This window comes from Klebsiella sp. JB_Kp042, assembly GCF_040065275.1.
GTDB lineage: Bacteria > Pseudomonadota > Gammaproteobacteria > Enterobacterales > Enterobacteriaceae > Klebsiella > Klebsiella quasipneumoniae.
Window position 1 is genome coordinate 304,067 of the sequence record NZ_JBEAJL010000026.1, and the last position, 24,007, is coordinate 328,073.

The 24,007-nt window shown below is 59.9% G+C and carries 25 protein-coding genes; 16 read left to right on the forward strand and 9 right to left on the reverse strand.

Features of this window, described 5'->3' with window-relative positions:
- Positions 1 to 37: 37 nt before the first annotated feature.
- Positions 38 to 166, reverse strand: a complete 129-nt coding sequence (locus tag ABLV54_RS09800; RefSeq protein WP_072096491.1) for a hypothetical protein — start codon at positions 164 to 166, stop codon at positions 38 to 40.
- A 62-nt stretch (positions 167 to 228) separates the two neighbouring features.
- Between ABLV54_RS09800 and eat the strand changes: the two genes are divergently transcribed.
- From eat to eutC, 3 genes are read left to right on the forward strand one after another with little or no spacing between them, the layout of a single operon-like run.
- Complete coding sequence (gene eat, locus ABLV54_RS09805; RefSeq protein ID WP_032453381.1) at positions 229 to 1,608, forward strand: ethanolamine permease; 1,380 nt, start codon at positions 229 to 231, stop codon at positions 1,606 to 1,608.
- A gap of 9 nt (positions 1,609 to 1,617) precedes the next feature.
- On the forward strand, positions 1,618 to 3,006 hold the full coding sequence (locus ABLV54_RS09810) for an ethanolamine ammonia-lyase subunit EutB (protein ID WP_023288556.1): 1,389 nt from the start codon (positions 1,618 to 1,620) through the stop codon (positions 3,004 to 3,006).
- A complete protein-coding gene (eutC, locus tag ABLV54_RS09815) occupies positions 3,003 to 3,779 on the forward strand; it encodes an ethanolamine ammonia-lyase subunit EutC (protein WP_023288555.1) in 777 nt (258 codons plus the stop codon). Before ABLV54_RS09810 ends, eutC begins: the two co-directional genes overlap by 4 nt.
- A gap of 439 nt (positions 3,780 to 4,218) precedes the next feature.
- Here eutC and ABLV54_RS09820 read toward each other — a convergent pair whose 3' ends face one another.
- Positions 4,219 to 4,362, reverse strand: a complete 144-nt coding sequence (locus ABLV54_RS09820; RefSeq protein WP_032428606.1) for a hypothetical protein — start codon at positions 4,360 to 4,362, stop codon at positions 4,219 to 4,221.
- Here ABLV54_RS09820 and ABLV54_RS09825 point away from each other — a divergent pair.
- Genes ABLV54_RS09825 through ABLV54_RS09845 form a run of 5 tightly spaced genes read left to right on the forward strand, consistent with a single transcriptional unit; the run spans position 4,355 to position 8,886 of the window.
- Positions 4,355 to 5,461, forward strand: a complete 1,107-nt coding sequence (locus ABLV54_RS09825; protein WP_072096492.1) for an ABC transporter substrate-binding protein — start codon at positions 4,355 to 4,357, stop codon at positions 5,459 to 5,461. The genes ABLV54_RS09820 and ABLV54_RS09825 overlap by 8 nt on opposite strands.
- A gap of 19 nt (positions 5,462 to 5,480) precedes the next feature.
- Complete coding sequence (locus tag ABLV54_RS09830) at positions 5,481 to 6,380, forward strand: branched-chain amino acid ABC transporter permease (RefSeq protein ID WP_002890128.1); 900 nt, start codon at positions 5,481 to 5,483, stop codon at positions 6,378 to 6,380.
- Complete coding sequence (locus tag ABLV54_RS09835; protein WP_008805324.1) at positions 6,380 to 7,429, forward strand: branched-chain amino acid ABC transporter permease; 1,050 nt, start codon at positions 6,380 to 6,382, stop codon at positions 7,427 to 7,429. Before ABLV54_RS09830 ends, ABLV54_RS09835 begins: the two co-directional genes overlap by 1 nt.
- Entirely contained in the window at positions 7,416 to 8,198 is a 783-nt protein-coding gene (locus ABLV54_RS09840) for an ABC transporter ATP-binding protein (RefSeq protein ID WP_050533111.1), read from the forward strand. Before ABLV54_RS09835 ends, ABLV54_RS09840 begins: the two co-directional genes overlap by 14 nt.
- Entirely contained in the window at positions 8,191 to 8,886 is a 696-nt protein-coding gene (locus ABLV54_RS09845) for an ABC transporter ATP-binding protein (RefSeq protein ID WP_004204908.1), read from the forward strand. Before ABLV54_RS09840 ends, ABLV54_RS09845 begins: the two co-directional genes overlap by 8 nt.
- 116 nt (positions 8,887 to 9,002) lie before the next feature.
- On the opposite strand, the gene ABLV54_RS09850 is transcribed toward ABLV54_RS09845, so the two are convergent.
- Positions 9,003 to 9,173 carry a hypothetical protein gene (locus ABLV54_RS09850; RefSeq protein WP_002890108.1) on the reverse strand — a complete coding sequence of 57 codons (171 nt, stop codon included), beginning with the start codon at positions 9,171 to 9,173 and terminating at the stop codon, positions 9,003 to 9,005.
- Positions 9,174 to 9,502: 329 nt separating this feature from the next.
- Here ABLV54_RS09850 and ABLV54_RS09855 point away from each other — a divergent pair, with 329 nt between their 5' ends.
- From ABLV54_RS09855 to ABLV54_RS09870, 4 genes are read left to right on the forward strand one after another with little or no spacing between them, the layout of a single operon-like run.
- On the forward strand, positions 9,503 to 10,312 hold the full coding sequence (locus ABLV54_RS09855; protein ID WP_002890106.1) for an ABC transporter substrate-binding protein: 810 nt from the start codon (positions 9,503 to 9,505) through the stop codon (positions 10,310 to 10,312).
- A gap of 1 nt (position 10,313) precedes the next feature.
- Positions 10,314 to 11,132, forward strand: coding sequence for an amino acid ABC transporter ATP-binding protein (locus ABLV54_RS09860; RefSeq protein WP_023288551.1), 819 nt, complete (start codon positions 10,314 to 10,316; stop codon positions 11,130 to 11,132).
- Positions 11,129 to 11,881: an amino acid ABC transporter permease gene (locus tag ABLV54_RS09865; RefSeq protein ID WP_050533112.1), complete on the forward strand. Its 753-nt coding sequence runs from the start codon at positions 11,129 to 11,131 to the stop codon at positions 11,879 to 11,881. Before ABLV54_RS09860 ends, ABLV54_RS09865 begins: the two co-directional genes overlap by 4 nt.
- The gene (locus ABLV54_RS09870) at positions 11,871 to 12,560 is read left to right on the forward strand and encodes an amino acid ABC transporter permease (protein WP_017900979.1); all 690 of its coding nucleotides are present in this window, start codon (positions 11,871 to 11,873) and stop codon (positions 12,558 to 12,560) included. The genes ABLV54_RS09865 and ABLV54_RS09870 overlap by 11 nt, the downstream gene beginning before the upstream one ends.
- A 3-nt stretch (positions 12,561 to 12,563) precedes the next feature.
- Here the strand turns inward: ABLV54_RS09870 and ABLV54_RS09875 are convergent, their stop codons facing one another.
- From ABLV54_RS09875 to ABLV54_RS09900, 6 genes are all read right to left on the reverse strand, one after another.
- Positions 12,564 to 13,274 carry a fimbria/pilus periplasmic chaperone gene (locus ABLV54_RS09875; RefSeq protein ID WP_050533113.1) on the reverse strand — a complete coding sequence of 237 codons (711 nt, stop codon included), beginning with the start codon at positions 13,272 to 13,274 and terminating at the stop codon, positions 12,564 to 12,566.
- Positions 13,243 to 14,886, reverse strand: a complete 1,644-nt coding sequence (ecpD, locus tag ABLV54_RS09880; RefSeq protein WP_050533114.1) for a fimbrial adhesin EcpD — start codon at positions 14,884 to 14,886, stop codon at positions 13,243 to 13,245. The genes ABLV54_RS09875 and ecpD overlap by 32 nt, the downstream gene beginning before the upstream one ends.
- Complete coding sequence (locus ABLV54_RS09885; RefSeq protein ID WP_050533115.1) at positions 14,876 to 17,401, reverse strand: fimbrial biogenesis outer membrane usher protein; 2,526 nt, start codon at positions 17,399 to 17,401, stop codon at positions 14,876 to 14,878. Before ABLV54_RS09885 ends, ecpD begins: the two co-directional genes overlap by 11 nt.
- A gap of 25 nt (positions 17,402 to 17,426) precedes the next feature.
- Positions 17,427 to 18,095 carry a hypothetical protein gene (locus tag ABLV54_RS09890; RefSeq protein ID WP_023288546.1) on the reverse strand — a complete coding sequence of 223 codons (669 nt, stop codon included), beginning with the start codon at positions 18,093 to 18,095 and terminating at the stop codon, positions 17,427 to 17,429.
- A gap of 58 nt (positions 18,096 to 18,153) precedes the next feature.
- Positions 18,154 to 18,741 (reverse strand): common pilus major fimbrillin subunit EcpA, encoded by a 588-nt coding sequence (gene ecpA / locus ABLV54_RS09895; RefSeq protein WP_023288545.1) that lies wholly within the window; start codon positions 18,739 to 18,741, stop codon positions 18,154 to 18,156.
- Positions 18,742 to 18,814: 73 nt separating this feature from the next.
- The gene (locus ABLV54_RS09900) at positions 18,815 to 19,357 is read right to left on the reverse strand and encodes a helix-turn-helix transcriptional regulator (RefSeq protein ID WP_023288544.1); all 543 of its coding nucleotides are present in this window, start codon (positions 19,355 to 19,357) and stop codon (positions 18,815 to 18,817) included.
- A gap of 842 nt (positions 19,358 to 20,199) precedes the next feature.
- On the opposite strand from ABLV54_RS09900, the gene phnC reads away from it, so the two are divergent.
- The 4 genes from phnC (at position 20,200) to phnE (ABLV54_RS09920) (ending at position 23,823) form a co-directional block, all read left to right on the forward strand.
- Positions 20,200 to 21,042 (forward strand): phosphonate ABC transporter ATP-binding protein, encoded by an 843-nt coding sequence (gene phnC / locus ABLV54_RS09905; protein WP_050533116.1) that lies wholly within the window; start codon positions 20,200 to 20,202, stop codon positions 21,040 to 21,042.
- A 22-nt stretch (positions 21,043 to 21,064) separates the two neighbouring features.
- Complete coding sequence (gene phnD / locus ABLV54_RS09910; RefSeq protein ID WP_032428601.1) at positions 21,065 to 22,003, forward strand: phosphonate ABC transporter substrate-binding protein; 939 nt, start codon at positions 21,065 to 21,067, stop codon at positions 22,001 to 22,003.
- A 66-nt stretch (positions 22,004 to 22,069) separates the two neighbouring features.
- Positions 22,070 to 22,942 (forward strand): phosphonate ABC transporter, permease protein PhnE, encoded by an 873-nt coding sequence (gene phnE, locus ABLV54_RS09915; RefSeq protein ID WP_032453208.1) that lies wholly within the window; start codon positions 22,070 to 22,072, stop codon positions 22,940 to 22,942.
- A complete protein-coding gene (gene phnE, locus ABLV54_RS09920; protein ID WP_050533117.1) occupies positions 22,939 to 23,823 on the forward strand; it encodes a phosphonate ABC transporter, permease protein PhnE in 885 nt (294 codons plus the stop codon). Before phnE (ABLV54_RS09915) ends, phnE (ABLV54_RS09920) begins: the two co-directional genes overlap by 4 nt.
- The last annotated feature ends 184 nt before the right edge of the window (positions 23,824 to 24,007 follow it).

The window sequence follows — 24,007 nt, forward strand, 5'->3', positions numbered from 1 at the left end:
AAACGTATAGACATCTAAACATCCAAAAGAAGAAGTGTTATACCGTGCCACCGCGGAAAAAGCAAAGCCGCTGCACCAGGTCGCGCGCCGACAGCGTGCAGCCTGCCCCATTTTTGCGCAGCGCCGGTGAGCGCGTCACGGGCTGGCGCCTCATCGCGGCGGACAACGTTCTGGCACTCTCTTTGCAGCCTGTCGTTCAGAACCTTTCTATCTGGCGAGGCAACACGTATGACAGAGCACACCACCACCTTAAAAAGAACGCTCGGCAGTTTTCGTTTATGGGGGATCGCCGTCGGACTGGTGATATCCGGGGAGTACTTCGGCTGGAGCTACGGCTGGTCGCAGGCGGGCACGATGGGGTTTATGGTCGTCGCCCTGGCGGTCGCCGCCATGTACTGCGCCTTTATTTTCAGCTTTACCGAGCTGACCACCGCCATCCCGCACGCTGGCGGCCCTTTCGCCTACGCCTACCGCGCCTTCGGGCCCACCGGCGGCTTTATCGCCGGTTTTGCCACCCTGATTGAATTCGTCTTCGCCCCGCCGGCCATCGCCATGGCCATCGGCGCCTACCTCAACGTGCAGTTTCCGGCGCTGGATCCGAAATGGGTCGCCTGCGGCGCTTACGTGATCTTTATGACGCTCAATATCCTCGGCGTCGGCATCGCCGCCACCTTCGAGCTGATCGTCACCCTGCTGGCCATCTTCGAGCTGCTGGTGTTTATGGGCGTGGTCGCCCCCGGCTTCTCCTGGAGCCACTTCACCGCCAACGGCTGGGCGGGCGCGGAAAGCTTTAGCGGCCTGGCGCTGCCGGGGATGTTCGCCGCCATTCCGTTCGCTATCTGGTTTTTTCTCGCCATTGAGGGGGCTTCCATGGCCGCCGAAGAGGCCAAAGATCCGCAGCGCACCATTCCGCGCGCCCTGGGCGGCGGCATTCTGACGCTGACGGTGCTGGCGATCGGCGTGATGGTCTTCGCCGGCGGCGTCGGCGACTGGCGCGCGCTGTCCAATATCAACGACCCGCTGCCTCAGGCGATGAAGACGGTGGTGGGCAACGGCAGCGGCTGGCTGCATATGCTGGTGTGGCTGGGGCTGTTTGGCCTCGTCGCCTCCTTCCACGGCATCATTATGGGCTACTCGCGGCAGATCTACTCCCTCGCCCGCGCCGGCTATCTGCCCGCCGGGCTGGCCTCCCTCAACCGCCGCACCCGCACCCCGCATCTGGCGATCCTCGCCGGCGGCGTGGTGGGTATCGCCGCGATCTTCTCCGACTCGCTGATCACCATCAGCGGCATGCCGTTGACCGCCTGCATCGTCACCATGTCGGTATTTGGGGCTATTGTTATGTATATCACTTCCATGGCGGCGCTGTTCAAACTGCGCCGTAGCGAGCCGAAGCTGATCCGTCCGTTCCGCGCGCCGCTCTACCCGCTGGCGCCGGCCTTTGCCCTCGGCATGGCGGTGATCTGCCTGGTGGCGATGGTCTGGTATAACCTGCTGCTGGCGCTGATTTTCGCGGCGATGATGCTCGGCGGCTACCTGTGGTTCCGCAAAACCGCAGCGGCCCGTGAGCGGGCGCCAGTGGATCCTCAACTGCGCACGGTCTCCTGAGGAGGCGGCATGTATAAAACCACGCTATCGGGCCAGGTATGGCGCTTTGATAGTCTGAAAACGCTGATGGCGAAAGCGTCGCCGGCCCGCTCCGGCGACGCCCTGGCGGGCGTTATAGCCCACTCGGCCGAAGAGCGGATGGCGGCGAAAATGACCCTCGCCGAGGTGCCGCTGACCGACATTCTCGACAATCCGCTTATCCCCTACGAGCAGGACGAAGTGACCCGCCTGATCCTCGACACCCATGATGCGCAGGGCTTTGCCGCCCTGCGTCACCTGACGGTCGGCGATTTCCGCGACTGGCTGCTGGACGATGCCACCGATACCGCCACGCTGCAGCGGGTCGCCCGCGCTATCACCCCGGAGATGGCGGCGGCGGTAAGCAAGCTGATGCGCAATCAGGATCTGATCCTCGCCGCCAGCAAATGTCAGGTGGTGACGCGCTTTCGCAACACCATCGGCCTGCCCGGCCACCTCAGCGTGCGCCTGCAGCCCAATCATCCCACCGATGACCTGAAAGGCATCGCCGCCAGTATGCTCGACGGACTGCTGTACGGCGCCGGGGATGCGGTGATCGGCATCAACCCGGCCAGCGACAGCTTACCGGTGCTGGCGCAGCTGAACGTGATGCTGGACGATATTATCCAGCGCTTCGCCATTCCCACCCAGTCCTGCATTCTGACCCACGTCACCAATACGCTGCAGCTGATTGAGCGCGGCGCGCCGGTGGATCTGGTGTTTCAGTCGGTGGCGGGAACCGAAGCGGCCAACAGCGGCTTCGGCATCAACCTTGCCATGCTGCAGGAGGCCCGCGAGGCGGCCCTCAGCCTCGGTCGCGGCACCCTCGGCAACAATGTAATGTATTTTGAGACCGGCCAGGGGAGCTGCCTGTCGGCCAACGCCCACCACGGCGTCGACCAGCAGACCTGCGAGGCGCGGGCCTACGCCGTCGCCCGCCACTTTGAACCGCTGCTGGTCAATACGGTGGTCGGCTTTATCGGTCCGGAGTATCTCTACGACGGTAAGCAGATTATTCGCGCCGGGCTGGAGGATCACTTCTGCGGCAAACTGATGGGCCTGCCGATCGGCTGCGACGTCTGCTATACCAACCATGCGGAAGCGGATCAGGATGATATGGACACCCTGCTGACCCTGCTGTGCGCCGCCGGGCTCACCTTCCTGATCGGCGTGCCAGGGGCGGACGATATCATGCTTAATTACCAGAGCACCTCGTTCCATGACGCGCTCTACGCCCGTCGTCTGCTGGGCTTAAAGCATGCCCCGGAGTTCGCCGACTGGCTGGCGAAGATGCAAATTATCGATCCGCACGGCGCGCTGCGGCTCACCGACGCCCGCCATCCGCTGCTGTCCGTTCTGCCGCAAGGAGCCCCCGTATGAACCGTCCCGACGCCTGGAACCCGCTGCGTGAATTTACCGATGCGCGGATCGCCCTGGGCCGCAGCGGCGCCAGCCTGCCGACCCGCGAAGTCCTTAACTTTGGTCTGGCCCACGCCAGAGCGCGGGACGCCATTCATCAGCCGTTCGCCAGCCAGCAGCTGGTGGCGCCGCTGGCGGCGCTCGGCCTCGACACCCTGACGGTGCACAGCGCCGCGCCGGACCGTCATACCTATCTGCGGCGCCCGGATCTCGGGCGGCAGCTCGCCGACGAGAGTCGCGCCGACCTCGCCGCCAGCGGCGTCCGCCCCGCCGACCTGCTGCTGGTGATCGGCGACGGCCTCTCTTCCTGGGCGGTAGAGCGTCAGGCGGTGCCGTTGATCCGCGCCCTGCTGCCCTGGCTGCAGACGCTGGGGATCGGCCTGGCGCCGGTGGTGCTGGCCCATCAGTCGCGGGTGGCGCTGGGGGATGATATTGGCGAAACCCTGAAAGCCCGCGCGGTGGCGATCCTGATTGGCGAACGACCGGGCCTCTCCTCGCCGGACAGCCTCGGCGTCTACCTCACCTGGCAGCCCCATCGGCAGCGGCTGGAGTCAGAGCGCAACTGTATCTCCAATATTCGCCCGGAAGGGCTGAGCCATGACGCCGCCGCCTTTAAACTGGCCTGGCTGCTGGAGCAGGCTTTTTTACGACGGCTTACCGGCGTGCGCCTGAAAGATGAAAGCGATAATCCGGCGCTGCATGGAAAAATAAAACCATTGACCCCTTTAAAATAATAAGTCACGCGAGCCGAAGAATAGATTTTTAATATTACCTGGCGCACCTGAATATTATATTCGGGTGCGCTGAAATCGCCCGGCGGCGCTTCGCTGGCGCGAGCCTGTGGAAACCGTTCAACCGGTTTATATTGCTTTTTTTCCAGGCCGGATAAGGCGCCAGTCGCCACCTGGGAAAATACGTTCAGCGTATCAAAAGCCGTGTTGTCACCAGCCTTATGCCCATGCCTGCAGGTAATAAGAATATTGCATGAGTAAAAACGAAACGGACGTTGTAAGGTAATTCAGCGCCTTAAAAATACCCGTCATACTTTAAGTTGCATGTGCGTTGGCTGCGTTCTCTCCCCCCAGTCACTGACTTCTGCAAGCGCCTGGGGAATCGCTCACATGCCGCCTTCATGCGACTCGAATTATTTAGGGTATATATCTCGTTATCTATTCAACATAACAGCCAATAATTCGCCAGATACGCTGGCGAATTATTCCTCAATGTTATGCAGTCATTGATGGTTAAAGATAAATAATCGACCGACGGAGAAATACCAATGAAATCGTTTTCCGGGAAAGCGTCTTTAATGGCCACGCTGGTAGCCGCGCTGGCCGGCGCGAGCAGCGCGCAGGCAGCGGAAATTAAAATCGGGGTGGTATTACCCCTGAGCGGCGCCCTCAGCGGCTATGGTCAGCCGTCGCAGAAAGGGCTGGACATTATTCAGACCATCACCCCGACGTTAAAAAATGGCGATACCATCAAGCTTATCGTTATCGATGATAAAAGCGACAAAGTCGAAGCGGCCAACGCCATGCAGCGGCTGGTCTCCAGCGATAAAGTGGATGCCGTGATCGGGGAAGTCACCTCCTCCAACACCCTGGCGATGACCAAGATCGCCGACGACAGCAAAACGCCGCTGGTCTCCTCCACCGCCACCAACGACCGCGTCACCCGCAACCATCCGTACGTCAGCCGGGTCTGCTTCTCGGACAGCTTCCAGGGGGTGGTCGGGGCCAATCTGGCCTCCCGCGATCTGAAAGCCAAAACCGCCGCCATCGTGTTTGACAGTAGCAACGATTACTCCGTCGGCCTGGCGAAAGCGTTCCGCACCCAGTTCCTGAAAAACGGCGGCACCATTCCCATCGAGGTACAGGCCCCGGGCGGCAGCAAGGACTTTAAAGCCCAGCTGGCGAGCGTCAAGGCGAAGAATGTCGACATGATTTATATGCCGATCTACTACACCGAAGGGGCGCTGATTGCCGTGCAGTCAAAACAGCTGGGGCTCAACAAACCGGTGGTGGGCGGCGACGGTCTGGCCGCAGATCAGGTCTTCTTCGATGTGGGTAAAGACGCGGTCAACGGCTATATGACCACCGATTACTACTCGCCGAACGCCAAAGAGCAGACCCCGGCCGGGGAAACCTTCATCAAAGCCTGGGAAGCCAAATACCAGCAGCCGACCCATACCTGGGGCGCAATGGCGGCGGACGCCTATAACGTTATCGTCAACGCCATGAACCAGTGCAGCGATCCCCACGATCGGGTCTGCGTGAATGAAAAAATCCGCGCCACCAAAGATTTCCAGGGCGTGACCGGCACGCTGACGTTACAGAACGGCGACGCCATTCGCAGCGCGGTCATCAACGAAGTGAAAGATGGCAAGCTGGCGTTTCGTACCGTGGTTAACCCTTAAGTTGTGACGAGGCTACAAAATGGACGGCGCCATTTTTCTCCAGCAAGTGGTCAATGGAATGAGTCTTGGGGGCATGTACGCCCTGATTGCCATCGGTTATACGATGGTTTATGGCGTGCTAAGGCTGATCAACTTCGCCCATGCGGACGTGATGATGGTCGGCGCGTTTAGTACGCTGTTTTTATTTTCTTCGGTTGGGCTACCCTTCGGGGTAGCCGTTTTCCTGACCCTCGGGCTGTGCGGCCTGTTTGGCATGCTGATTGACCGGGTCGCCTATCGTCCGCTGCGCCAGGCCTCGAAAATTTCCATGCTGATCACCGCCATCGGCGTCAGCTTCTTCCTCGAAAACCTGTTTAACGTGCTGTTTGGCGGCAGCTCGCGCTTCTTCTCCGCCCCTGACTTTTTCAACCAGACCCGGGCCTTCGGCAGCGTCATCATTACCAACGTGGCGTGGATTGTGCCGCTGATCACCGTCCTGCTGCTGCTGGCGATCCTCTGGCTGCTGTACCGCACCCGCTATGGAATGGCGATCCGCGCGGTAGCCTTTGACGTCAACACCGTGCGTCTGATGGGCATTGACGCCAACCGGATCATCTCCCTGGTCTTCGCCCTCGGCAGCAGCCTCGCGGCGCTCGGCGGCGTGTTCTACTCCATCAGCTACCCGACGATCGATCCCCTGATGGGCGTGCTTATCGGCCTGAAGGCCTTCGCCGCCGCCGTGCTGGGCGGGATCGGCAGCGTCACCGGCGCGGTGCTGGGCGGCTTTATCCTCGGTTTTACCGAGGTGGTCGCGGTGGCGATCTTCCCCGAACTGGGCGGCTATAAAGACGCTTTCGCCTTCCTGTTCTTGATTCTGGTCCTCTTGTTCCGCCCGGTCGGCATTATGGGCGACGAACGTCTGGAAAGGAGCCGTTTCTGATGCTCAACGCGACGACCACCGCCGGGGCGCAGCTGCGCAACCTGGCCATTATTGTCATCTGTATCGCGCTGCTGGCCGGAATCAACGTGGTTTTCAATGACTACATTGTTCGCGTCATCAGCACCATTTTTATCTTTATGATCCTCGCGGTCAGCTACAACCTGATCAACGGCGTGACCGGCCAGCTGTCGCTGGAGCCGAACGGCTTCGTGGCGGTGGGCGCCTACGTCACCGCCCTGCTGATCCTCTCCAGCGACAGCAAGGTAGACATGTTTGAAATGGCCGCCCCCAGCCCGTGGATCCTCAGCCTGCACGCGGGCTTCCTCCCCGCCCTGCTGATAAGCGGCCTGTGCGCGGCGGCGCTGGCGGTGTGCCTCGCCGTGCCGGTCTTCCGGGTGCGCGGCGACTACCTGGCCATCGTCACCCTCGGCTTCGGGTTTATCATCAAGATCCTCGCCATTAACAACCCGCAAATCACCAACGGCGCCATCGGGCTGAACGATATTCCGCAGCAGCCGCATCTCCTGTTCTGGTGCGGCCTGTTCGCCCTGCTGGCTACCGGCATGATCCTCCAGCTGGTGTGGTCGAAGTATGGCCGGATGATGAAAGCCATTCGCGACGATGAAGATGCGGCGATCGCCATGGGGGTCAACACCTTCCGCATTAAAACCTGCGCCTTCGCCACCAGCGCCTTCTTCGAAGGGATCGGCGGCGGTCTGCTGGCTTCCCTGCTGACCACCATTTCCCCGGGGCTGTTCGACTTTATGCTCACCTTCCAGCTGCTGATTATTATCGTCCTCGGCGGGCTCGGCAGCACTACCGGCGCCCTGCTCGGCACCGTGCTGGTGGTCGGCAGCGGCGAGTGGCTGCGCTTTCTCGACCAGCCGCTGCAGTTCTTCGGTCACGATCTCGGCGCCTATCCGGGCCTGAGAATGGTGGTCTTCTCCCTGCTGCTGCTGATCATCATGCTTTTCGCCCGCGAAGGGCTGCTGGGGAAAAAAGAGATTTGGCAGATGGGAAGAAGGAACAGCAGCTATGGCGGAAAATAAAATCATCCTGCAGGTGCAGGACGTCACCATGCAGTTTGGCGGCCTGCGGGCCATCGACAACGTCAGCTTCCATGTAGACGAGGCGGAGATCTTTGGCCTTATCGGCCCGAACGGCGCGGGCAAAACGACCCTGTTTAACGTCATCACCGCCAACTATAAGCCCACCAGCGGCTGCGTCACCCTCGCGGGCACGGCGCTGAAGGGGCTAAAGCCCAACCAGGTGGTGAACGCCGGGATCGCCCGCACCTTCCAGAATATCCGTCTGTTTAACTCGATGACGGTGCTGGAGAACGTGATGGTCGGGCTCGACCGGGCCAGCCGCTATTCGCTGCTGGAGGCGGCCCTGCACATTGGCCGCTACTTTCCGGCCGAGCGGGCGGCGAAGGCCAAAGCGATGGCCATTCTGGAAGACATCGGCATCGCCCACTTCGCCCATATGCAGGCCACGAACCTGAGCTATGGCAACCAGCGCAAAGTGGAGATCGCCCGCGCGCTGGCCACCTCGCCGAAGCTGCTGCTGCTCGATGAGCCGGCCGCCGGGATGAACCCGAAGGAGACCGAGGATCTGGCGGAGCTGATCTTCCGCATGCGCCATGACTATCAGCTCAGCGTCCTGTTAATCGAGCACGATATGCCCTTCGTCAACCGCCTGTGCGAACGGGTGATGGTCCTGGAGTATGGTAAGCCATTGTTCAGCGGCCTGATGGCCGAGGCGATCCAGCATCCGGACGTCATTTCCGCTTATCTGGGAGAAGCCAATTATGCTTAACGCCAGGGAACTGAAGGTCTTTTACGGCGTGATCCAGGGACTGAAAGGCGTCGATATCGATGTTTATGACCGGGAGATCGTCACCCTGATCGGCAGCAATGGCGCCGGTAAAACCTCCACCCTCAATGGGATCGTCAACCTGGTGCGCTCCAGCGGGCGCGTCAGCTTCCTCAACGACGATATCTCGCGCAGCCAGACCCACCAGATCGTACGTCGCGGGCTGGCGCTGGTGCCGGAGGGACGCCGGGTCTTTACCAACCTGACCATCGAAGAGAACCTGCGCATGGGCGCTTACAATAATCTCGCCGGCTACACCCGCCTGCGCGATCGTATGTACGCCCTCTTTCCACGGCTCAAGGAGCGGCGCCATCAGATGGCGGGCACCATGAGCGGCGGCGAGCAGCAGATGCTGGCCATCGCCCGGGCGCTGATGAGCGAGCCGGTGTTATTGATGCTGGATGAACCGAGCCTCGGGCTGGCGCCGAAAATTGTCGGCGAGCTGTTCGGCATCATTAAGCAACTGCGCGAAGAGAATATGACGGTGCTGCTGGTGGAGCAGAATGCGACGGCCGCGCTGGCGATCGCCGATCGGGCGTATGTCCTGGAGAATGGCCGGATCACCTTGTCAGGCGCGGCGCGGGAGATGCTGACTAACCCGGAAATTAAGCGGATGTATCTGGGGGGATAAGGGTGGTTAAAACTGCCTGGGCTGCGGCGGCGCCTCCTGCGATGCCGCAACCTCAGGCAGTCTCTTGCTACACAAAGCACACCTCGTTCCAGTAGGCTTCTCGCGTCCTGCGTCGCTCAGTATGTCTTATCATGACGGAACCACCGGGTTTCCACGTTGCCAATGTCCACGCCGTAGAGGCTGGCCACCGGCAGGATCGCCTCCATGACGCGTTGAGTATCTTGCTGTCCGGCTTCACCGTTGGACAAAAAAGCCAGCCAGCCCGTTAACCGTTGCCACAATGCCACTTTCGTTTTCTCCTCTGTCGGGAAGCGAATCGCCTGGGTCTATTTCAACCACAGTTGGCCGGGCGCGGGAAATATTAATTCCGAATTTGCAATCCTGGCTGGCGCATATTACGCCCGGTCCTGTCACCCTCACCCTCTCTCCGGAGGGAAAGAGGGCCGTTCGGCACTCGTGACTGCGCCGGTAAAACGCTACCAGCGCATAAAGAATACCCACAGGTTTGTTAAGTTCTTTTTCGTTATAGATAAGAATTTTTTCTTCTTTGCCGCCGACGGGCAATGTGTGGGAGCGTGATGTCCACAAAACAAAACAGGGATTCAGGGGAAAAAATATGCGCAACAAAACCACAAAAATCGCACTGGCGCTGGGTATGCTGCTGCTCGCCTCGCAGGCGCAGGCCGACCAGCTGGCTGACATCAAAGCCGCCGGCGTCGTGAAAGTCGCCACCTTTGACGCCAACCCGCCGTTCGGCTCCGTGGACGCCAAAACCCACCATATCGTCGGCTACGACGTCGACTTTGCCCAGGCGCTGGCGAAAGCGCTCGGCGTCAAACTCGAACTGGTGGCCACTAACCCGGCCAACCGTATTCCGCTGCTGCAGTCCGGCAAAGCCGACCTGATCGTCGCCGACATTACCATCACCCCGGAGCGGGCCCAGGTTATTGATTTCTCAACGCCGTATTTCGTCACCGGCCAGCAGTTCCTCGTGCCGGCCGGCTCTCCGGATAAGCTTGATGAGTACAGCAAAGCGCGCATCGGCGCGGTGAAAGGCACCACCGGCGAACAGGCGCTCCACCAGCGTTTCCCGCAGGCTCGCGTCCTCTCCTATGACGATATTCCGCTGGCCCTGACCGCCCTGCGCAACGGCAACGTCCAGGCCATCACCCAGGACAGCACCATCCTTGCCGGTCTGCTGGCGGAAGCGCCGGATAAAGCCAAGTTTAAAATTCTGCCCGACCTGCTCAGCAAAGAAGAGATTGGCGTGGGAGTGAAGAAAGGCGAACCGGCCCTGCTGAAGGCCGTCAACGATGAGCTGGTGAAGCTGGAGAAAACCGGCGAAGCCGCGAAAATTTACGATGTCTGGTTTGGCCCTGCCACTAAAACGCCGCAGCCGCGCGCCTTTACCATAGAAGCGAAATAATATGTTCTCGGGTTTATTCTCCCACTCCGCGGCTCCGGCCGCGGATTTTTCACGTCTGCAGCGCGCCAGCATTACCTTTCGTGAGGTGGCCAAGCGCTACGGCGATCATCAGGTGCTTAACGCCATCAACCTGCAGGTCGATCCCGGCGAAGTGGTGGCGATCCTCGGCCCTTCCGGATCGGGAAAATCGACGCTGATCCGCCTGATCAACCAGCTCGAATCCTTAAGCGGCGGCGAGATCCTGATCGACGGCAAACCCACCAGCCGGCTGAGCGGCAGCGCCTTGCGCCAGCTGCGCAGCCGCGTCGGCTTTGTCTTCCAGCAGTTCAACCTTTACGCCCACCTGACGGCGCAGGAGAACATCACGCTGGCGCTGGAGCGCGTCCACGGCTGGGGAAAAAGCGCGGCACAGGAGCGGGCGCTGGCGCTGCTGCGTCAGGTTGGGCTGGAGGAGAAAGCGCAGCAGATGCCGGCGCAGCTCTCCGGCGGCCAGCAGCAGCGGGTGGCGATCGCCCGCGCCCTGGCCTCCTCGCCGCAGATTATCCTGTTCGATGAGCCCACTTCAGCGCTCGACCCGGAGATGATCGGCGAAGTGCTGCAGGTGATGAAAAACCTCGCCCACAGCGGGATCACCATGCTGGTGGTGACCCACGAGATGCAGTTTGCCCGCGAAATTGCCGACCGGGTGGTGTTTATCGACGGCGGCGACATTCTCGAGGTCGCCCCGCCGGCTGAGTTTTTCGCCCATCCGCAGCATGCCCGCGCGCGGCGTTTTCTGCAGAAGGTGCTGGATCCGCTGCACCAGGAGAGCCTCGAGTGACGCCGATGCTTGACTGGCACGGCGTCCTGAGCGGACAGCCGTTGCAATGGATTATCTCTGGTTTTCTCACCACCGTCTGGGTCAGCGTCGCCGGGATCCTCCTCGCCACCCTGCTGGCGGTTCTGCTGCTGGCCCTGCGTCTCGGCGGCGGCCGCGCGGGGCGCGGGCTGGTGGCCGCGTGGGTCTCGCTGTTTCGCTATACCCCGCTGCTGGTCCAGCTGCTGTTCTGGTACTTTGCCGCCTGGAACCTGCTGCCGCTGGCGGTGAAGAACGTGGTGAACGACGAGCACGCCTGGTCCATTCTGCCGGGCAACGTCTGGTGGCTGACGCCGGAGTTCCTCTGCTCAATGTGGGGGCTGGGGGTTTTTACCTCCGCCTTTCTGGTGGAAGAGATCGCCTCCGGACTGCGCGCCGTCAGCCACGGGCAGCGGGAAGCCGCGCTGTCGCAGGGCTTTACGCCGTGGCAGGAGCTGCGCTTTATCCTTCTGCCGCAGGGGCTGGCCAACGCCTGGCAGCCGATTGTCGGCCAGTATCTCAACCTGATGAAACTCTCATCGCTGGCCAGCGGCATCGGCTTTGCGGAACTGACCTATCAGGTGCGGCAGATTGAGAGCTATAACGCGCACGCCCTGGAGGCTTTTGCCGTCGGCACCGCGCTGTACCTGGCGCTGGGGGTGGCGATGGGCGTGGCGCTAACGCGTCTCGGCCCGGGAAGAAAACTGCAACGGAGCGCCCAACATGAACGCTAATCTGGCGGTGATCGCCGATAACCTTGATTACCTGCTGTGGGGCCGGCTGGCGGAGGGCCAGCCCGGCGGCGTGGCCCTGACCCTGCTGATGGCTATCGGCGCCACGCTGCTGGCGCTGCCGGGAGGCATTGCGCTGGCGGGCCTGGCCTGGCGCTACGGCGGGCTGACGCGGCGTCTGCTGTTTCTGTGGGCGGAAATTATCCGCGGCATCCCGCTGATATTTGTCATCTTCTGGCTGTGGTATCTGCTGCCGATGCTGACCGGCGGCGATCTGCCCGGCGCGGTGACCGTGACCCTGGCGCTGGCGTGGTTTACCGCCGCCTCGGTGATGCACTCGGTGCTGGCCGGGCTGCAGTCGCTGCCGAAAGGTCAGTATGAGGCGGCGCTGACCCAGGGCTTCGCCCCCGGGCAAACGCTGCGCCTGGTGCTGCTCCCGCAGGCGCTGCGCAACGTTCAGCCGTCGCTGGTGGGGATCTTTATCGGCCTGCTGAAGGACACTTCGCTGGCGTTTATCGTCAACGTCCCGGAGCTGACCACCGTGGCCGGCCAGGTCAACAACCGGGTGCAGATCTATCCCCTGGCGATCTTCGTCTTCACCGGCGCGGTGTACTACCTGCTGTGCTGCGGTCTGAGCCTGCTGGCCAGCCGGCGCTTTACCCGCCGCGCGACCGCCGGGTAAGGTTCACTCCGCGGGGTGGGGCTTCAGCGGGCAGGTATCGCTGATCTTAATAAATTTGTCGTTATAGACCAGATAGTGGTTCCCTGGCTGGCGCAGCGCCGGCTGGCGAACCACGTCCCCGGGACGCAGATACCACGCGTCCCCCTCCTCTTCGGTCGAATCGCATCCTGGCTTAATCAGCAGCTTAAACCAGGTATTGCCGGTGTTGCTCACCGTCCCGGCCACTTTATCGAAAGACCATTTAAACTGCACCTCGCGCGGGCGCACCACCAGAATGGTATCCATCACCACCACCGGCTCCATGCTGACCTCGCCGCCGGTCGGGCTGCGCCTCGTCAGGTTGCGGGTGGGGATTTCGCGAAACGAGACCCGATAATAGCGCTCGCGGTTGTCCCGCGGGCCATGATAGTAAAATTTGAAGTATTCGCTCTCCCCGGCCTGCAGCGCCAGCTGACGAGGGGCGAACAGCAGCTCGCCATCCACCGGCCGGGAGCGTACTTCGCTGCCGCCCGGGCGATCGATGGCGCTGACGGCGATGCGGTACAGCCGCGCGCTTTTATTGTTGTTGACCACCCGTTTGCTGGCGAAATCCGCTTCAGCCGGCAGGGAAAAGGTCAGGTTGCCGACCGAGATAGCCTGCGCCAGCGGAGCCACCAGCAGGCAGCCCACCGTCAGCAGGGCCTTAGTTAATGTTGCGCCACGTCGCCTGGACATGAATCTCTCCTGAAGCGCTGACTTCGCCAAACCAGCCGTTATCGTCTACCGTCCGCAGTGAAATGGCGTTATCCATCGGAATCGAGAATTTCACCGTGGTCTTATCCATCTGCCCCACTTCGCCGGAGATATCGGTCCACGGCGTGGTCAGCCACAGCGCATCGGTCATATCCCGCCAGCTGTCATCGCACCCGGCGTCGTAGGTCTGCGTCGCGCCGCTGCGGGTGATAAAAGAGAGCGTCGCCGGGAACGGCACTTTCGCCGTACCGTCATCGGAGCTAAAGAGACAGTAGGAGCGCCCGCCAATCACCTGCGCCGGTCCGGTCACTTTGATCAGCACTTCGTCGGCGGCCGTTTTACCGCTGGTGGTGACGATGTAGCCGAAATCGAGCGCCGGTTCGCCGCTGCCGACATACCCCTCCCGCGACGGCGCCGAGGTATATTCGTCGGAGATAATGCTGATGCTGAAATCACGAGGCTTGATAATCAGCGTATTGGAGGTGGAAAACTCATACCAGCCTGACTCCGGCGAGGTGGTGTTCTGGAAGCGAAAGTTGAACAGATCCTTGGTATTGATATCGCTGATCCCGAGATTCACCATCTGCTTAAAGAAGTTGCTGGAGAAGAACACATAGATCGCGTCTGAGCTCTTCATCTCGTTGAAGGTGTAGTAATAGGCGGTATTGCTCACCGGCTTCCATGAGCTGCCGTTGAGGCTGAACTGCATATCGTACGCCCCGACGGCCGAGGCCAGCGACGAGTTGGCGATCGCCGGGAAAATATGGATCGAGGTGTTGCTTAACCCATTGGTCTGCAAGGTATAGTTGACCATCTTACAGCTTAATCCTGAGCGGCTGCCGATGGTCTGCGTCCGGCAGTCGGCGTTCCCTTCCCCGAGCGTCGGCACGCCATCGCTGTTGATAAACACCTCCGCCAGCGAGTGGGTGTTTATCAACCGCAGGCTCGCGGCTTTGGTGTGGGTGACGTTGCGCACATACCAGTTGCCGGAGGCCTGATCCTTACAGCGCGCGCCGCTGCTGGCGTCGTAGTTCACCGAGGTCTGGCAGGCATTGATGGTCATCGTGAAGCTGCCGCCGACCGGCATCTGCTGCAGATACTGATAGAAGGCGTCCGACATCATACCGTGCATCCACTTCGCGCCGCCGCTGGTCACCGTCGCGCCATAGAACCCGCTGGCGTCGGTGGTTTGCGGCAGGATCAGACTGGTGGCCATATCGCACCCGGCGTACCAGTTGATGCAGCGCAGGCCGGTTAAGGGGTGCGAAACCGGCGAGTTTTCCAGCCACATATCAAACTTCCAGTTGGCATTGAGCCCGGTGTTGTAGCCGTTATCGATATAGCCGAGACTCTGCTGATAGATGGTCCCGGAGCCGGTGTATTTTAAGCCGGTCCAGCGGTTGGCGCCGGTCATGCGCGGATCCAGCGCCCCGCCGGGGGTGACGAAAAAGTTGTCGTCGGAGTTGTTTTCCACAAACACAAACTCGCGCGCCGGCGCATCCGACCAGGTGGTCTTCGACACCGCCGCCCTGAGCGCGGCGACCGGCCAGAGCAGCGCGAGGATCGCCAGGGCGATTAAGGGGTTAACTTTCATTCTCTTCTCCTGTCTGCTGCGCCGCCGCCCACGACGAGAGGCCGCTGCAAACCACATCCCCCACCCAGACGGCGCCGCGCGCCTGGCTGAGCTCCAGCGCCACTTCGCAGGTTTTATTGCCGCCGTAGCTGAAATCGATCGTGGGGTATTTCTTATCCACATCCATGACGAACTCGCCGTTTTCATCGGTGCGGGTACGGCCGATATGGTTGTTAATCCGCGCATTCGCCAGCAGCGTGCCGTCTTCCGCCCGAATACGACCGGAGACGGTGACCATCTGCTTCACCTCAGGCTCAATCACCGCCACGTTGCCGGGATAGAGGGTCAGATGACTCTTGCGCCCGCTGACGATGTCGTAACTGTCGAGCGAGTTTTTGCTGTTTTGCAGCTCCACCTCATAGCGGCCATAGGGTGAGAGCGGCAGATAGTTACGCTTGCCGCTGAGCGGGAAGATCCGCCCGTTGACCCTGGCGCTGATCTGACCGTCATCCTCCAGCCCGGTGTTGAAGATCACCCCGGCGTTGCCGTCGGTTCGTCCGCTGGCGGCGATGTTTTTGCCCTGCCAGCCGACGCTGCCGCTGGCGGTGAGGTTGGTGTTGACGTAGCCGTCCGCCGCGCTGTTAACGTTCAGCGTGCCGCTGGCGTAGCGGGCGTCGAACTGGGCATACGCCCCGCCGCTGAGGGTTTTGTCATCCCCGGTATCGCCGGAGATGGCCCGCGACAGATTGGCGCCGATGGTGCGAATGGTGCCTTCATCAAACTGCTTGCGCGCTGAGAGGTTAGCCATGGTGTAGCCGTTCTGATGGGTCATCCCGGCGCTGAACCAGTTGCCCAGCGGCAGCGACAGATCGAGGGCGATATATTTCCCGGTGTTGGCGCTGCTGTCGCCATTGTTATAGCGCTGGATCCCCGCCCGCAGGCCGAGCGAGCCAAAGGCGCCGCTGTAGACCGTCTGATAGTAATCCGCGGTGTAGTAATGACTGTTGTAGCGACGGTCATCGTTGTAGCTGACGCTGAACGTCCCCAGCTTCGACCACAGCGCGTTGAGGTTGAGGGTGCCGCCGATCGCCCGGTTGTCGGCATCGCTGCGCCGCAACTGATCGCCAATGCGGGTTCTCTCCTGGTTGACCCACACTGAACTAAAGCCCCCCGGCAGCGTGGCGCTGATGCTGCCGACGCTGCTCCACGAGCTGTCGCTGGCCAGCATATTTTGCAGGTTAACGTTGATCGACTCGCCCAGCGGCAGCGTCAGGCGGGTTTCTCCCACCGCCTGGTTGTCGTAGCCATAGCCCGTTGCCGCCCAGCTCAGGGTGCTGAGCGACCCGGAGGCCGAGAGGCCGGCCAGCCAGCTCTCTTTCGCCGGCCGGGTCTTTTTCCCGCTCTCCGACCAGCGATCCATATGAAAACTGCCGCCCCACACCTGCCACGCCAGCGGCGCGCCGGCGCTGCGTCCCCGGCTGAACAGCTTATTGACCCGCTGGGTGCGTTTGCTGACCACCCGCCCGTTGACGATCACCTCCACCTCCACGTCGTAAATACCGTACGGCAGGCCGCGGGTATCCACTTCATGGTTCCCCATGGCGAAGTTCTGGACGCTCAGCAACCGGCCGTCACGAGTGAGATGCACCTCGCCCGCCGCCGGCAGAAAGGCGATCACCGGCGTGGCGGACTGGCTGTTGTCGAAGACGGTGGAGCTGGCCTGGTTCCCCCAGGAAAGGCCGTAAATCTTGCCCGCCGAAATAGCGGTCATCGGCCCCAGGGACTGCAGGTTCCAGGTGTCAAGCATCCCGCCGGCAAAGCGGTGGCCGGCGAAATCCCGTTCATACATGGCCTTATATAATTCACTGTCCTGCTGACCGCTGCCGATCCCGTACAGCGAGCCGTCGAGCACCACATGATGCTCACGCAGCGCCGTGACGTTGTTCAGCGACAGGTAGCTGGAGGTGTTGCTCCCGCCGTTGCGCATCTGGTTGTTATAAACGCCGAGGTTATAGCTCAGGTTGCTGCTGAGGGCGTTGACGCTCGACTGGCCGATGTCTTCGCTGCGCGAGCGCAGCACGGTGCCCAGCGCCTCGCGCTTGACCACCAGCTGCAGCAGCAGCTGGCGCAGGCTGAGATCCAGCTGCGCGCTGTCGGTCAGCGTGATGGTGAGCGCCTCGCTGAACGGGGCGTTGGCGAGGCCAGTCAGCTGCTGGCGGGTCTGTTCGCTGACGCTGGCGTTACCCTCATTGTCCTCCAGCCGGATCTGCCGAACGCGCAGCTGGCCGCCGTCCAGCCAGATAAAGGCGCTGCCGATCCGCTGATCGTCCCGGGTGTCCTGGCTGCCGGCAAGATGAATAAAGAGAGGAACGCTCATGCCGTCCTGCAGCGCCTGGCTGAAGGCCTGCGGAATAATCACCCCGCCAATCTGCTGCGCCCCTGGGGCAGCCGCGCTGGCGTCGGGCTGAACGAACAAAAAAAACATGCCGAAGGCAAGCCGTGTTTTCAGTCCTGGGGAAATCCGTTGTAGAGGCATCGTCGTTATCCATCTGCACAGCTGTCTATTTCACGGGAACAAACTGCTCACCCTGCCAAAGCGCAACCCGTCCTTTTTTATCCGCCGTGTCCACGCGCGTAAAACGGCGTGATTTACCCGGCATCAGGTAGTAGTTCTCTTTACACTCCTTACCCTCGGCGGCCTTCAGGCAAGGGCCGTAGGCGAGGATCCGCAGCGTCGCGTTCCCGGTGTTGGTCAGGGAGCCGTTGGCGTACTGAAAGCGGTAGTTCACCTGCCGGGGCGCCACCACCAGGATGGTGCCGATGCGGGCGGAAGCGGTGGCCACCGCGCTGCGGGTGGCGTTATCGCGCTGGGCATCGCTGAGCGCCTGGTCGAACCAGACAATGCGGTAGTAGCGCTCTTTGTCATCCGCCGGGCCTTTGTAGAAGAAGCGGATCACATCGCTGGCCTGGGCGGGTAACAGCAGGCTGGCGGGAGTGAGCAGCACCTCATCCGGTTTATCCATCGGGATAACCTGTCCGTCATCCAGCGGGGAAGAGAGCCGTTCGAGATGGATATTGATCAGCCGGCCGCTGTCGGTGCTGTTCTTGATCGTTTTGCTCAGCGTGCTGCTGCCGCTGTTCATAAAAGATGAGATATCGCCGACATCCAGCGCCTGCGCCGGCGATACTCCGGCAAGCAGCAGCCCGAGGGCCAGAAGGTGCTTTTTCATAACAATTCCGTCCGTGAAAAAAGCAGGGGGAGCCCCCCCTGCTGGTGCATCAGAAGGATCAGCTGGTCCAGGTGGCGTCGAACTGTACGCTAACGTCGCCGCTCCAGATCCCTTCCGGCAGGGTGCTGTAATCGGTCACGGCGGTGGTGCCGTCAGTGGTGCCGCTGATGATAGAGAAGGTGAAACCATCCTGCGCGGTGGTGCGACCGCTGGCGTTGTAGCCATTAGCCAGCGCGCTGAGGTTGCCGCCCAGAATGTTGTTGGCGGTATCGATCATCACGGTATCACCGGTTTTTTCCACCGCTGCGCCGTTATAATCCACGCCCACGCTCAGCGTGGAGCCGGAGGTATCCAGCTGGGTTAAGGTGTTGGTGATAAGACGCGAGGTCAGCTTAAAGGCGGTCGCCGTTGCGTCACCCTCAATTGCCACGTCAAACAGACCTTTCTGTGAGTTAAAACCTTTCACGCCTTCGGCATACTGGAACGCCAGGCTGCCGAGCGGGGTGACGACCAGTTTGCTGGTGGTGTCTTTTTTGGCGGTCGCAGACCAGGTCGCTACAGCCTGAGCCGTTACGTCAGCAGCCTGCGCCACACCCATACCGGTAAACGCCGTTACCAGAGCTATTGCCAGAACCTTTTTTTTCATCGCTTTTTCTTCCTGAGTTGAATTAAGGACATGATGTCCCGGTGAACCATTCAAAAATTAACTTGCCTGGGTGTTACTGAACTAACTTATATATTTTGGAATACAGCTTGGCCTCAGCATTGCGCCGATGGGTATACACTGTCTTCACGCTACAATTTTCAATTCTGGCGATCGATTTCGGCTGCATGCCCTGGGCGGTCATGCGGATAATTTTCATTTCCCGGTCTGTAATTTTATCTTTCTTAATATCTTTACGGAGAAACCTGCCATTAATCACATAGGCCAGCTCTTTTCGAATATCGCGACTCAGGCCAACATATACCACGCCGCGAATATCGCTATTGTAATACCAGTAATTCGCTAAGGCCTCTGACTTTCTGGCCGCAATTAATACGACCTGTTTCCCCTTTACCGCGGATAGCCATTCGCTGTCGCGCCTGATAAATTCGTTTAACGAAGCCGTATTGAGATTGATAAACACGAAATCTCTTCTGATTTTCTCTAGCGACAGATAAATTAATTCGTCGATATCTACAATCAGTTCGGATAATCCTTTATAGAAGTAGGAGTCATGGGCAGACCAAATATACTTATCGGAACAGCTTTTATATTCCATATAGTTTTTAACCTCATAGTCCTTGAAGTAATCATTTTTACAACTTCACTGCTTGCCAGGCCTATAAAGTTAACTGGCGTATTCCATTCCTTTAATAAATCGCCATTAAATAAGACACGCATTACCTATCAATATTGGATAAGCGGGGTTAAACTATAATTATTTTCTGCTTGGCGTTGAATTTAAGTTTTTTCCTATAGAGTGTCAACATGCGGAAAGGCAATGAATTTCGCGCCCAGGTCAATATTTACAAAAACTGAAAATATAGTTTTTTTGAGGAAAGAAAAAAGACATTTATTTTCATAAGGTTATTGGCAATATTACCGTCGATTCTTAGCTGAATTTTATATTACCCAGGATCTTCACCCTATTATGTTAGGAATATTCTTAATAGAGGGCAGAATGAAGTTGTCGAATAAACCAAATTTATTAAAAAATAAAGAATATAAATCCAAAAAGAAGCAACAACCAGGATGATTCACCAACACATAAGACTCATGAATAGATTAACCTGCCGCACAAAATAGTTATGTATATGTTAATACCTGGGGAATGTTGAATGCTAAACAAAGGCAGACGCATTATCTATTCGATATAACAGTTCTCATCAGCAAGATTAAGCGAAGATTGACGAGGGTTCCGGCCGTCAAGGGGCGCCTGTCTCCGCGCCCCCGAAAGCATAGCCGCTTTTCGGCGCTTCGCCAGCGCGCCGCGCGCGCGCGGGTGGACTGCTCACCGCCGCCCTTTCCCGCCTGTTCACGGTTTGTTCGCAATACCGTCATCGAAATTTCACATAAAGACCTATTAATAGTGGCCAGTTAATGACGAACCTGGACACTCTTATGAACAGCTCTCTTGCCGCGGTGGCCGAAACTGATTTCCAGCCGTTCACCGATCTCAATGCCGGCCGGCAGCGGAAGGTCTTAAGCGTGCGTAACCTGAGTAAAGCCTACGAGGCTCAGCACAAGGTGCTGGACAGCATCAGCTTTGATCTGCACGCCGGTGAAATGGTCGGGGTTATTGGCCGCTCCGGCGCCGGTAAATCGACGCTCCTGCATGTTCTCAATGGCACCCACAGCGCCAGCGGCGGCGAAATTCTTAGCTACCCGGAAGTCGGTACCCCGCACGATGTGTCCCGGCTGAAAGGCCGCGCGCTCAACGCCTGGCGCAGCCACTGCGGGATGATCTTCCAGGACTTCTGCCTGGTGCCGCGCCTCGACGTACTCACCAACGTTCTACTGGGCCGCCTCAGCCAGACTTCAACCCTGAAATCGCTGTTTAAAATCTTTCCCGCAGCCGACCGGGCGCGCGCCATTGCGCTGCTTGAATGGATGAACATGCTGCCGCACGCGCTGCAGCGGGCGGAGAACCTCTCCGGCGGGCAGATGCAGCGGGTGGCGATCTGCCGGGCGCTGATGCAAAACCCCGGGATCTTGCTGGCCGACGAGCCTGTCGCCTCGCTGGATCCGAAAAACACTCAGCGCATCATGGATGTGCTGCGCGAGATTAGCGAGCAGGGCATCAGCGTGATGGTCAACCTGCATTCGGTGGAGCTGGTCAGGTCCTACTGCACCCGGGTTATCGGCGTCGCCAGCGGACAGCTTATTTTTGACGATCACCCCGCCCGGCTGACGCAGGATGTACTGCAGCAGCTGTACGGCGATGACGTTAGCCAATTGCATTAATTTCACTCACACGGGCAACATAATGAAAAAATATATGACTGGCGCAGTTCGTTTATCCGCAATGGTCGCGGGCATGATGATGGCATGGCAGGCAGCGGCGGCGCAGCCGAAAGAGCTGAATCTGGGCATTCTCGGCGGCCAGAACGCCACCCAGCAAATCGGCGATAACCAGTGCGTGAAGACCTTCCTCGATAAAGAGCTGAACGTGGATACCAAACTGCGTAACTCTTCCGACTATTCCGGGGTGATTCAGGGTCTGCTGGGAGGTAAAGTCGACGTGGTGCTGAGCATGTCCCCCTCCTCTTACGCCTCGGTTTATCTCAATAACCCGAAAGCGGTGGATATCGTCGGCATCGCCGTGGACGACAAAGATCAGTCTCGCGGCTATCACTCGGTGGTGATTGTCAAAGCCGACTCCCCATATAAAACGCTGGACGATTTAAAAGGCAAAGCCTTTGGCTTCGCCGACCCGGATTCCACTTCCGGGTATCTGATCCCTAACCATGCGTTTAAAGAAAAATTTGGCGGCAACGCCGACAACAAATACAACAACACCTTCTCCAGCGTCACCTTCTCCGGTGGCCACGAGCAGGACATCCTCGGCGTGCTGAATGGCCAGTTCGCGGGGGCGGTGACCTGGGCCTCGATGGTTGGCGATTACAACACCGGCTACACCACCGGCGCATTCAACCGCCTGATTCGCATGGATCATCCGGATCTGATGAAGCAGATCCGCATTATCTGGCAATCGCCGCTGATCCCGAACGGCCCGATCCTGGTGAGCAATGCGCTGCCGGCGGACTTTAAGGCGAAGGTCGTGGCGGCGGTGAAAAAACTGGATACTGAGGATCACGCCTGCTTTATCAAAGCGATGGGCGGTACGCAGCACATCGGCCCGGGCAGCGTGGCTGATTTCCAGCAGATTATCGATATGAAACGCGAGCTGGTGAGCGCGCGTTAATCCTGCCTCAACGCCGCCGGCTTGCCCCGAGGTGAGCGGAGGCGCTACGTTGAAGATCCCCGACGCATGAAGACGACCCACATCGAATTTGAACGCTATTACCAGCAGATACGCTCGCGGCAAAAACGCGATGCCGTCTGCTGGTCGCTGCTGTTACTGGCGCTCTATTTTGCCGCCGGCAGCGCCGCGGAATTTAATCTGCTGACTATCTGGCACTCGCTGCCCCACTTCCTGGACTATATGGCAGAGACTATTCCGCCCCTGAGCGCCGGCAACCTGTTCGCCGACGTGCAGACCAAAGGGTCGCTGGCCTGGTGGGGCTATCGCCTGCCGATCCAGCTGCCGCTGATCTGGGAAACCCTGCAGCTGGCGCTGGCCTCAACCCTGGTGGCGGTCGCCATTGCCACGGTTTTCGCGTTTCTCGCCGCCAATAACGCCTGGTCCCCGGCGCCGGTGCGCTTTGCCATTCGCGTGCTGGTGGCGTTTTTGCGCACCATGCCCGAGCTGGCGTGGGCGGTGATCTTTGTGATGGCGTTCGGCATCGGCGCGATCCCGGGCTTTCTGGCGCTCATGCTGCATACCGTCGGCAGTCTGACCAAACTGTTCTACGAAGCGGTGGAAAGCGCGCAAAACAAACCGGTACGCGGCCTGGCGGCCTGCGGCGCATCGCCGCTGCAAAAAATTCGCTTCGCCCTGTGGCCGCAGGTGAAACCGCTGTTTCTCTCCTACGGCTTTATGCGGCTTGAAATCAACTTCCGCTCGTCGACCATTCTCGGGCTGGTGGGCGCGGGCGGCATCGGCCAGGAGCTGATGACCAACATCAAGCTCGACCGTTACGATCAGGTGAGCATCACCCTGTTGCTGATCATTCTGGTGGTGTCGGCGCTGGACATGCTGTCCGGTCGTCTGCGCCTGTGGGTACTGGAGGGTAAGAAATGAGCGTCTGGCACATGCAACCGGATATCGCCGCCAGCCGTCGGCAGCATAAACAGCTCTATCAGGTCCAGGGGCGCTACCTGCGCTACGTCGGGCTGGTGGCGCTGGCCTGCGTGCTCTATTACGTCTGGTTTTTTCTGCAGTTCGGCATCAGCGGCGAACAGCTGACCACCGGCCTGCAGCAGATTGGCCGCTATCTGGCGCGGATGTTCGTCTGGCACGACTTCTGGAACTGGCCGTTCGGCTATTACTTCACGCAAATCGGCATTACCCTGGCTATCGTCTTCGCCGGGACGCTCACCGCCACGGTGCTGGCGCTGCTGCTCTCCTTCTTCGCCGCCCGCAACATCATGCGCGGCGTGGTGCTGGGGACCCTCGCCCTGCTGATGCGCCGCCTGTTTGATGTGCTGCGCGGGATCGACATGGCTATCTGGGGGCTGATTTTCGTGCGCGCGGTAGGCCTCGGGCCGCTGGCCGGGGTGCTGGCGATCATCATGCAGGACACCGGTCTGCTGGGACGGCTGTACGCGGAAGGACACGAAGCCGTGGACCGCTCCCCCGGGCGCGGGCTGACCGCCGTGGGCGCGAACGGCCTGCAAAAGCATCGTTTTGGCATTTTTACCCAGTCGTTCCCGACCTTCCTCGCGCTGAGCCTGTACCAGATTGAATCCAACACCCGCTCCGCGGCGGTGCTGGGCTTCGTCGGCGCCGGCGGTATCGGGCTTATCTATGCCGAGAATATGCGCCTGTGGAACTGGGATGTGGTGATGTTTATCACGCTGCTGCTGGTGGCGGTGGTGATGATCATGGACACCCTCTCCGCCTGGTTGCGCCGTCGCTATATCGGCGGCGCCGTAGTGCCGCTGTATCAGAAGGAACGCTAGCGCGCCTTTGTGCCGGGTGGCGGCTGCGCCTTACCCGGCCTGGAGGATCCTCTCACAGGTTCACACCCCGTAGGCCCGCGCAAGCGCAGCGCCGCCGGGCGAGACGCCAGGCGCGGTACCCGGGATGTTGCCGGGTGGCGGCTGCGCCTTACCCGGCCTACGTTCGTACGACCTGTCGTTAATT

Excerpts from the sequence above, each read along its gene's own strand:
- ABLV54_RS09875 (WP_050533113.1), bottom strand. The coding sequence starts at position 13,274 with ATGTCCAGGCGACGTGGCGCAACATTAACTAAGGCCCTGCTGACGGTG.
- eutC (WP_023288555.1), top strand. The coding sequence starts at position 3,003 with ATGAACCGTCCCGACGCCTGGAACCCGCTGCGTGAATTTACCGATGCG.
- ABLV54_RS09855 (WP_002890106.1), top strand. The coding sequence starts at position 9,503 with ATGCGCAACAAAACCACAAAAATCGCACTGGCGCTGGGTATGCTGCTG.
- ABLV54_RS09885 (WP_050533115.1), bottom strand. The coding sequence starts at position 17,401 with ATGCCTCTACAACGGATTTCCCCAGGACTGAAAACACGGCTTGCCTTC.
- ABLV54_RS09830 (WP_002890128.1), top strand. The coding sequence starts at position 5,481 with ATGGACGGCGCCATTTTTCTCCAGCAAGTGGTCAATGGAATGAGTCTT.
- ABLV54_RS09825 (WP_072096492.1), top strand. The coding sequence starts at position 4,355 with ATGGCCACGCTGGTAGCCGCGCTGGCCGGCGCGAGCAGCGCGCAGGCA.
- ABLV54_RS09860 (WP_023288551.1), top strand. The coding sequence starts at position 10,314 with ATGTTCTCGGGTTTATTCTCCCACTCCGCGGCTCCGGCCGCGGATTTT.
- ABLV54_RS09845 (WP_004204908.1), top strand. The coding sequence starts at position 8,191 with ATGCTTAACGCCAGGGAACTGAAGGTCTTTTACGGCGTGATCCAGGGA.
- phnD (WP_032428601.1), top strand. The coding sequence starts at position 21,065 with ATGAAAAAATATATGACTGGCGCAGTTCGTTTATCCGCAATGGTCGCG.
- phnE (WP_032453208.1), top strand. The coding sequence starts at position 22,070 with ATGAAGACGACCCACATCGAATTTGAACGCTATTACCAGCAGATACGC.
- phnE (WP_050533117.1), top strand. The coding sequence starts at position 22,939 with ATGAGCGTCTGGCACATGCAACCGGATATCGCCGCCAGCCGTCGGCAG.
- ABLV54_RS09870 (WP_017900979.1), top strand. The coding sequence starts at position 11,871 with ATGAACGCTAATCTGGCGGTGATCGCCGATAACCTTGATTACCTGCTG.
- phnC (WP_050533116.1), top strand. The coding sequence starts at position 20,200 with ATGAACAGCTCTCTTGCCGCGGTGGCCGAAACTGATTTCCAGCCGTTC.
- ABLV54_RS09840 (WP_050533111.1), top strand. The coding sequence starts at position 7,416 with ATGGCGGAAAATAAAATCATCCTGCAGGTGCAGGACGTCACCATGCAG.
- eat (WP_032453381.1), top strand. The coding sequence starts at position 229 with ATGACAGAGCACACCACCACCTTAAAAAGAACGCTCGGCAGTTTTCGT.
- ABLV54_RS09835 (WP_008805324.1), top strand. The coding sequence starts at position 6,380 with ATGCTCAACGCGACGACCACCGCCGGGGCGCAGCTGCGCAACCTGGCC.
- ABLV54_RS09890 (WP_023288546.1), bottom strand. The coding sequence starts at position 18,095 with ATGAAAAAGCACCTTCTGGCCCTCGGGCTGCTGCTTGCCGGAGTATCG.
- ecpD (WP_050533114.1), bottom strand. The coding sequence starts at position 14,886 with ATGAAAGTTAACCCCTTAATCGCCCTGGCGATCCTCGCGCTGCTCTGG.
- ABLV54_RS09810 (WP_023288556.1), top strand. The coding sequence starts at position 1,618 with ATGTATAAAACCACGCTATCGGGCCAGGTATGGCGCTTTGATAGTCTG.
- ecpA (WP_023288545.1), bottom strand. The coding sequence starts at position 18,741 with ATGAAAAAAAAGGTTCTGGCAATAGCTCTGGTAACGGCGTTTACCGGT.
- ABLV54_RS09900 (WP_023288544.1), bottom strand. The coding sequence starts at position 19,357 with ATGGAATATAAAAGCTGTTCCGATAAGTATATTTGGTCTGCCCATGAC.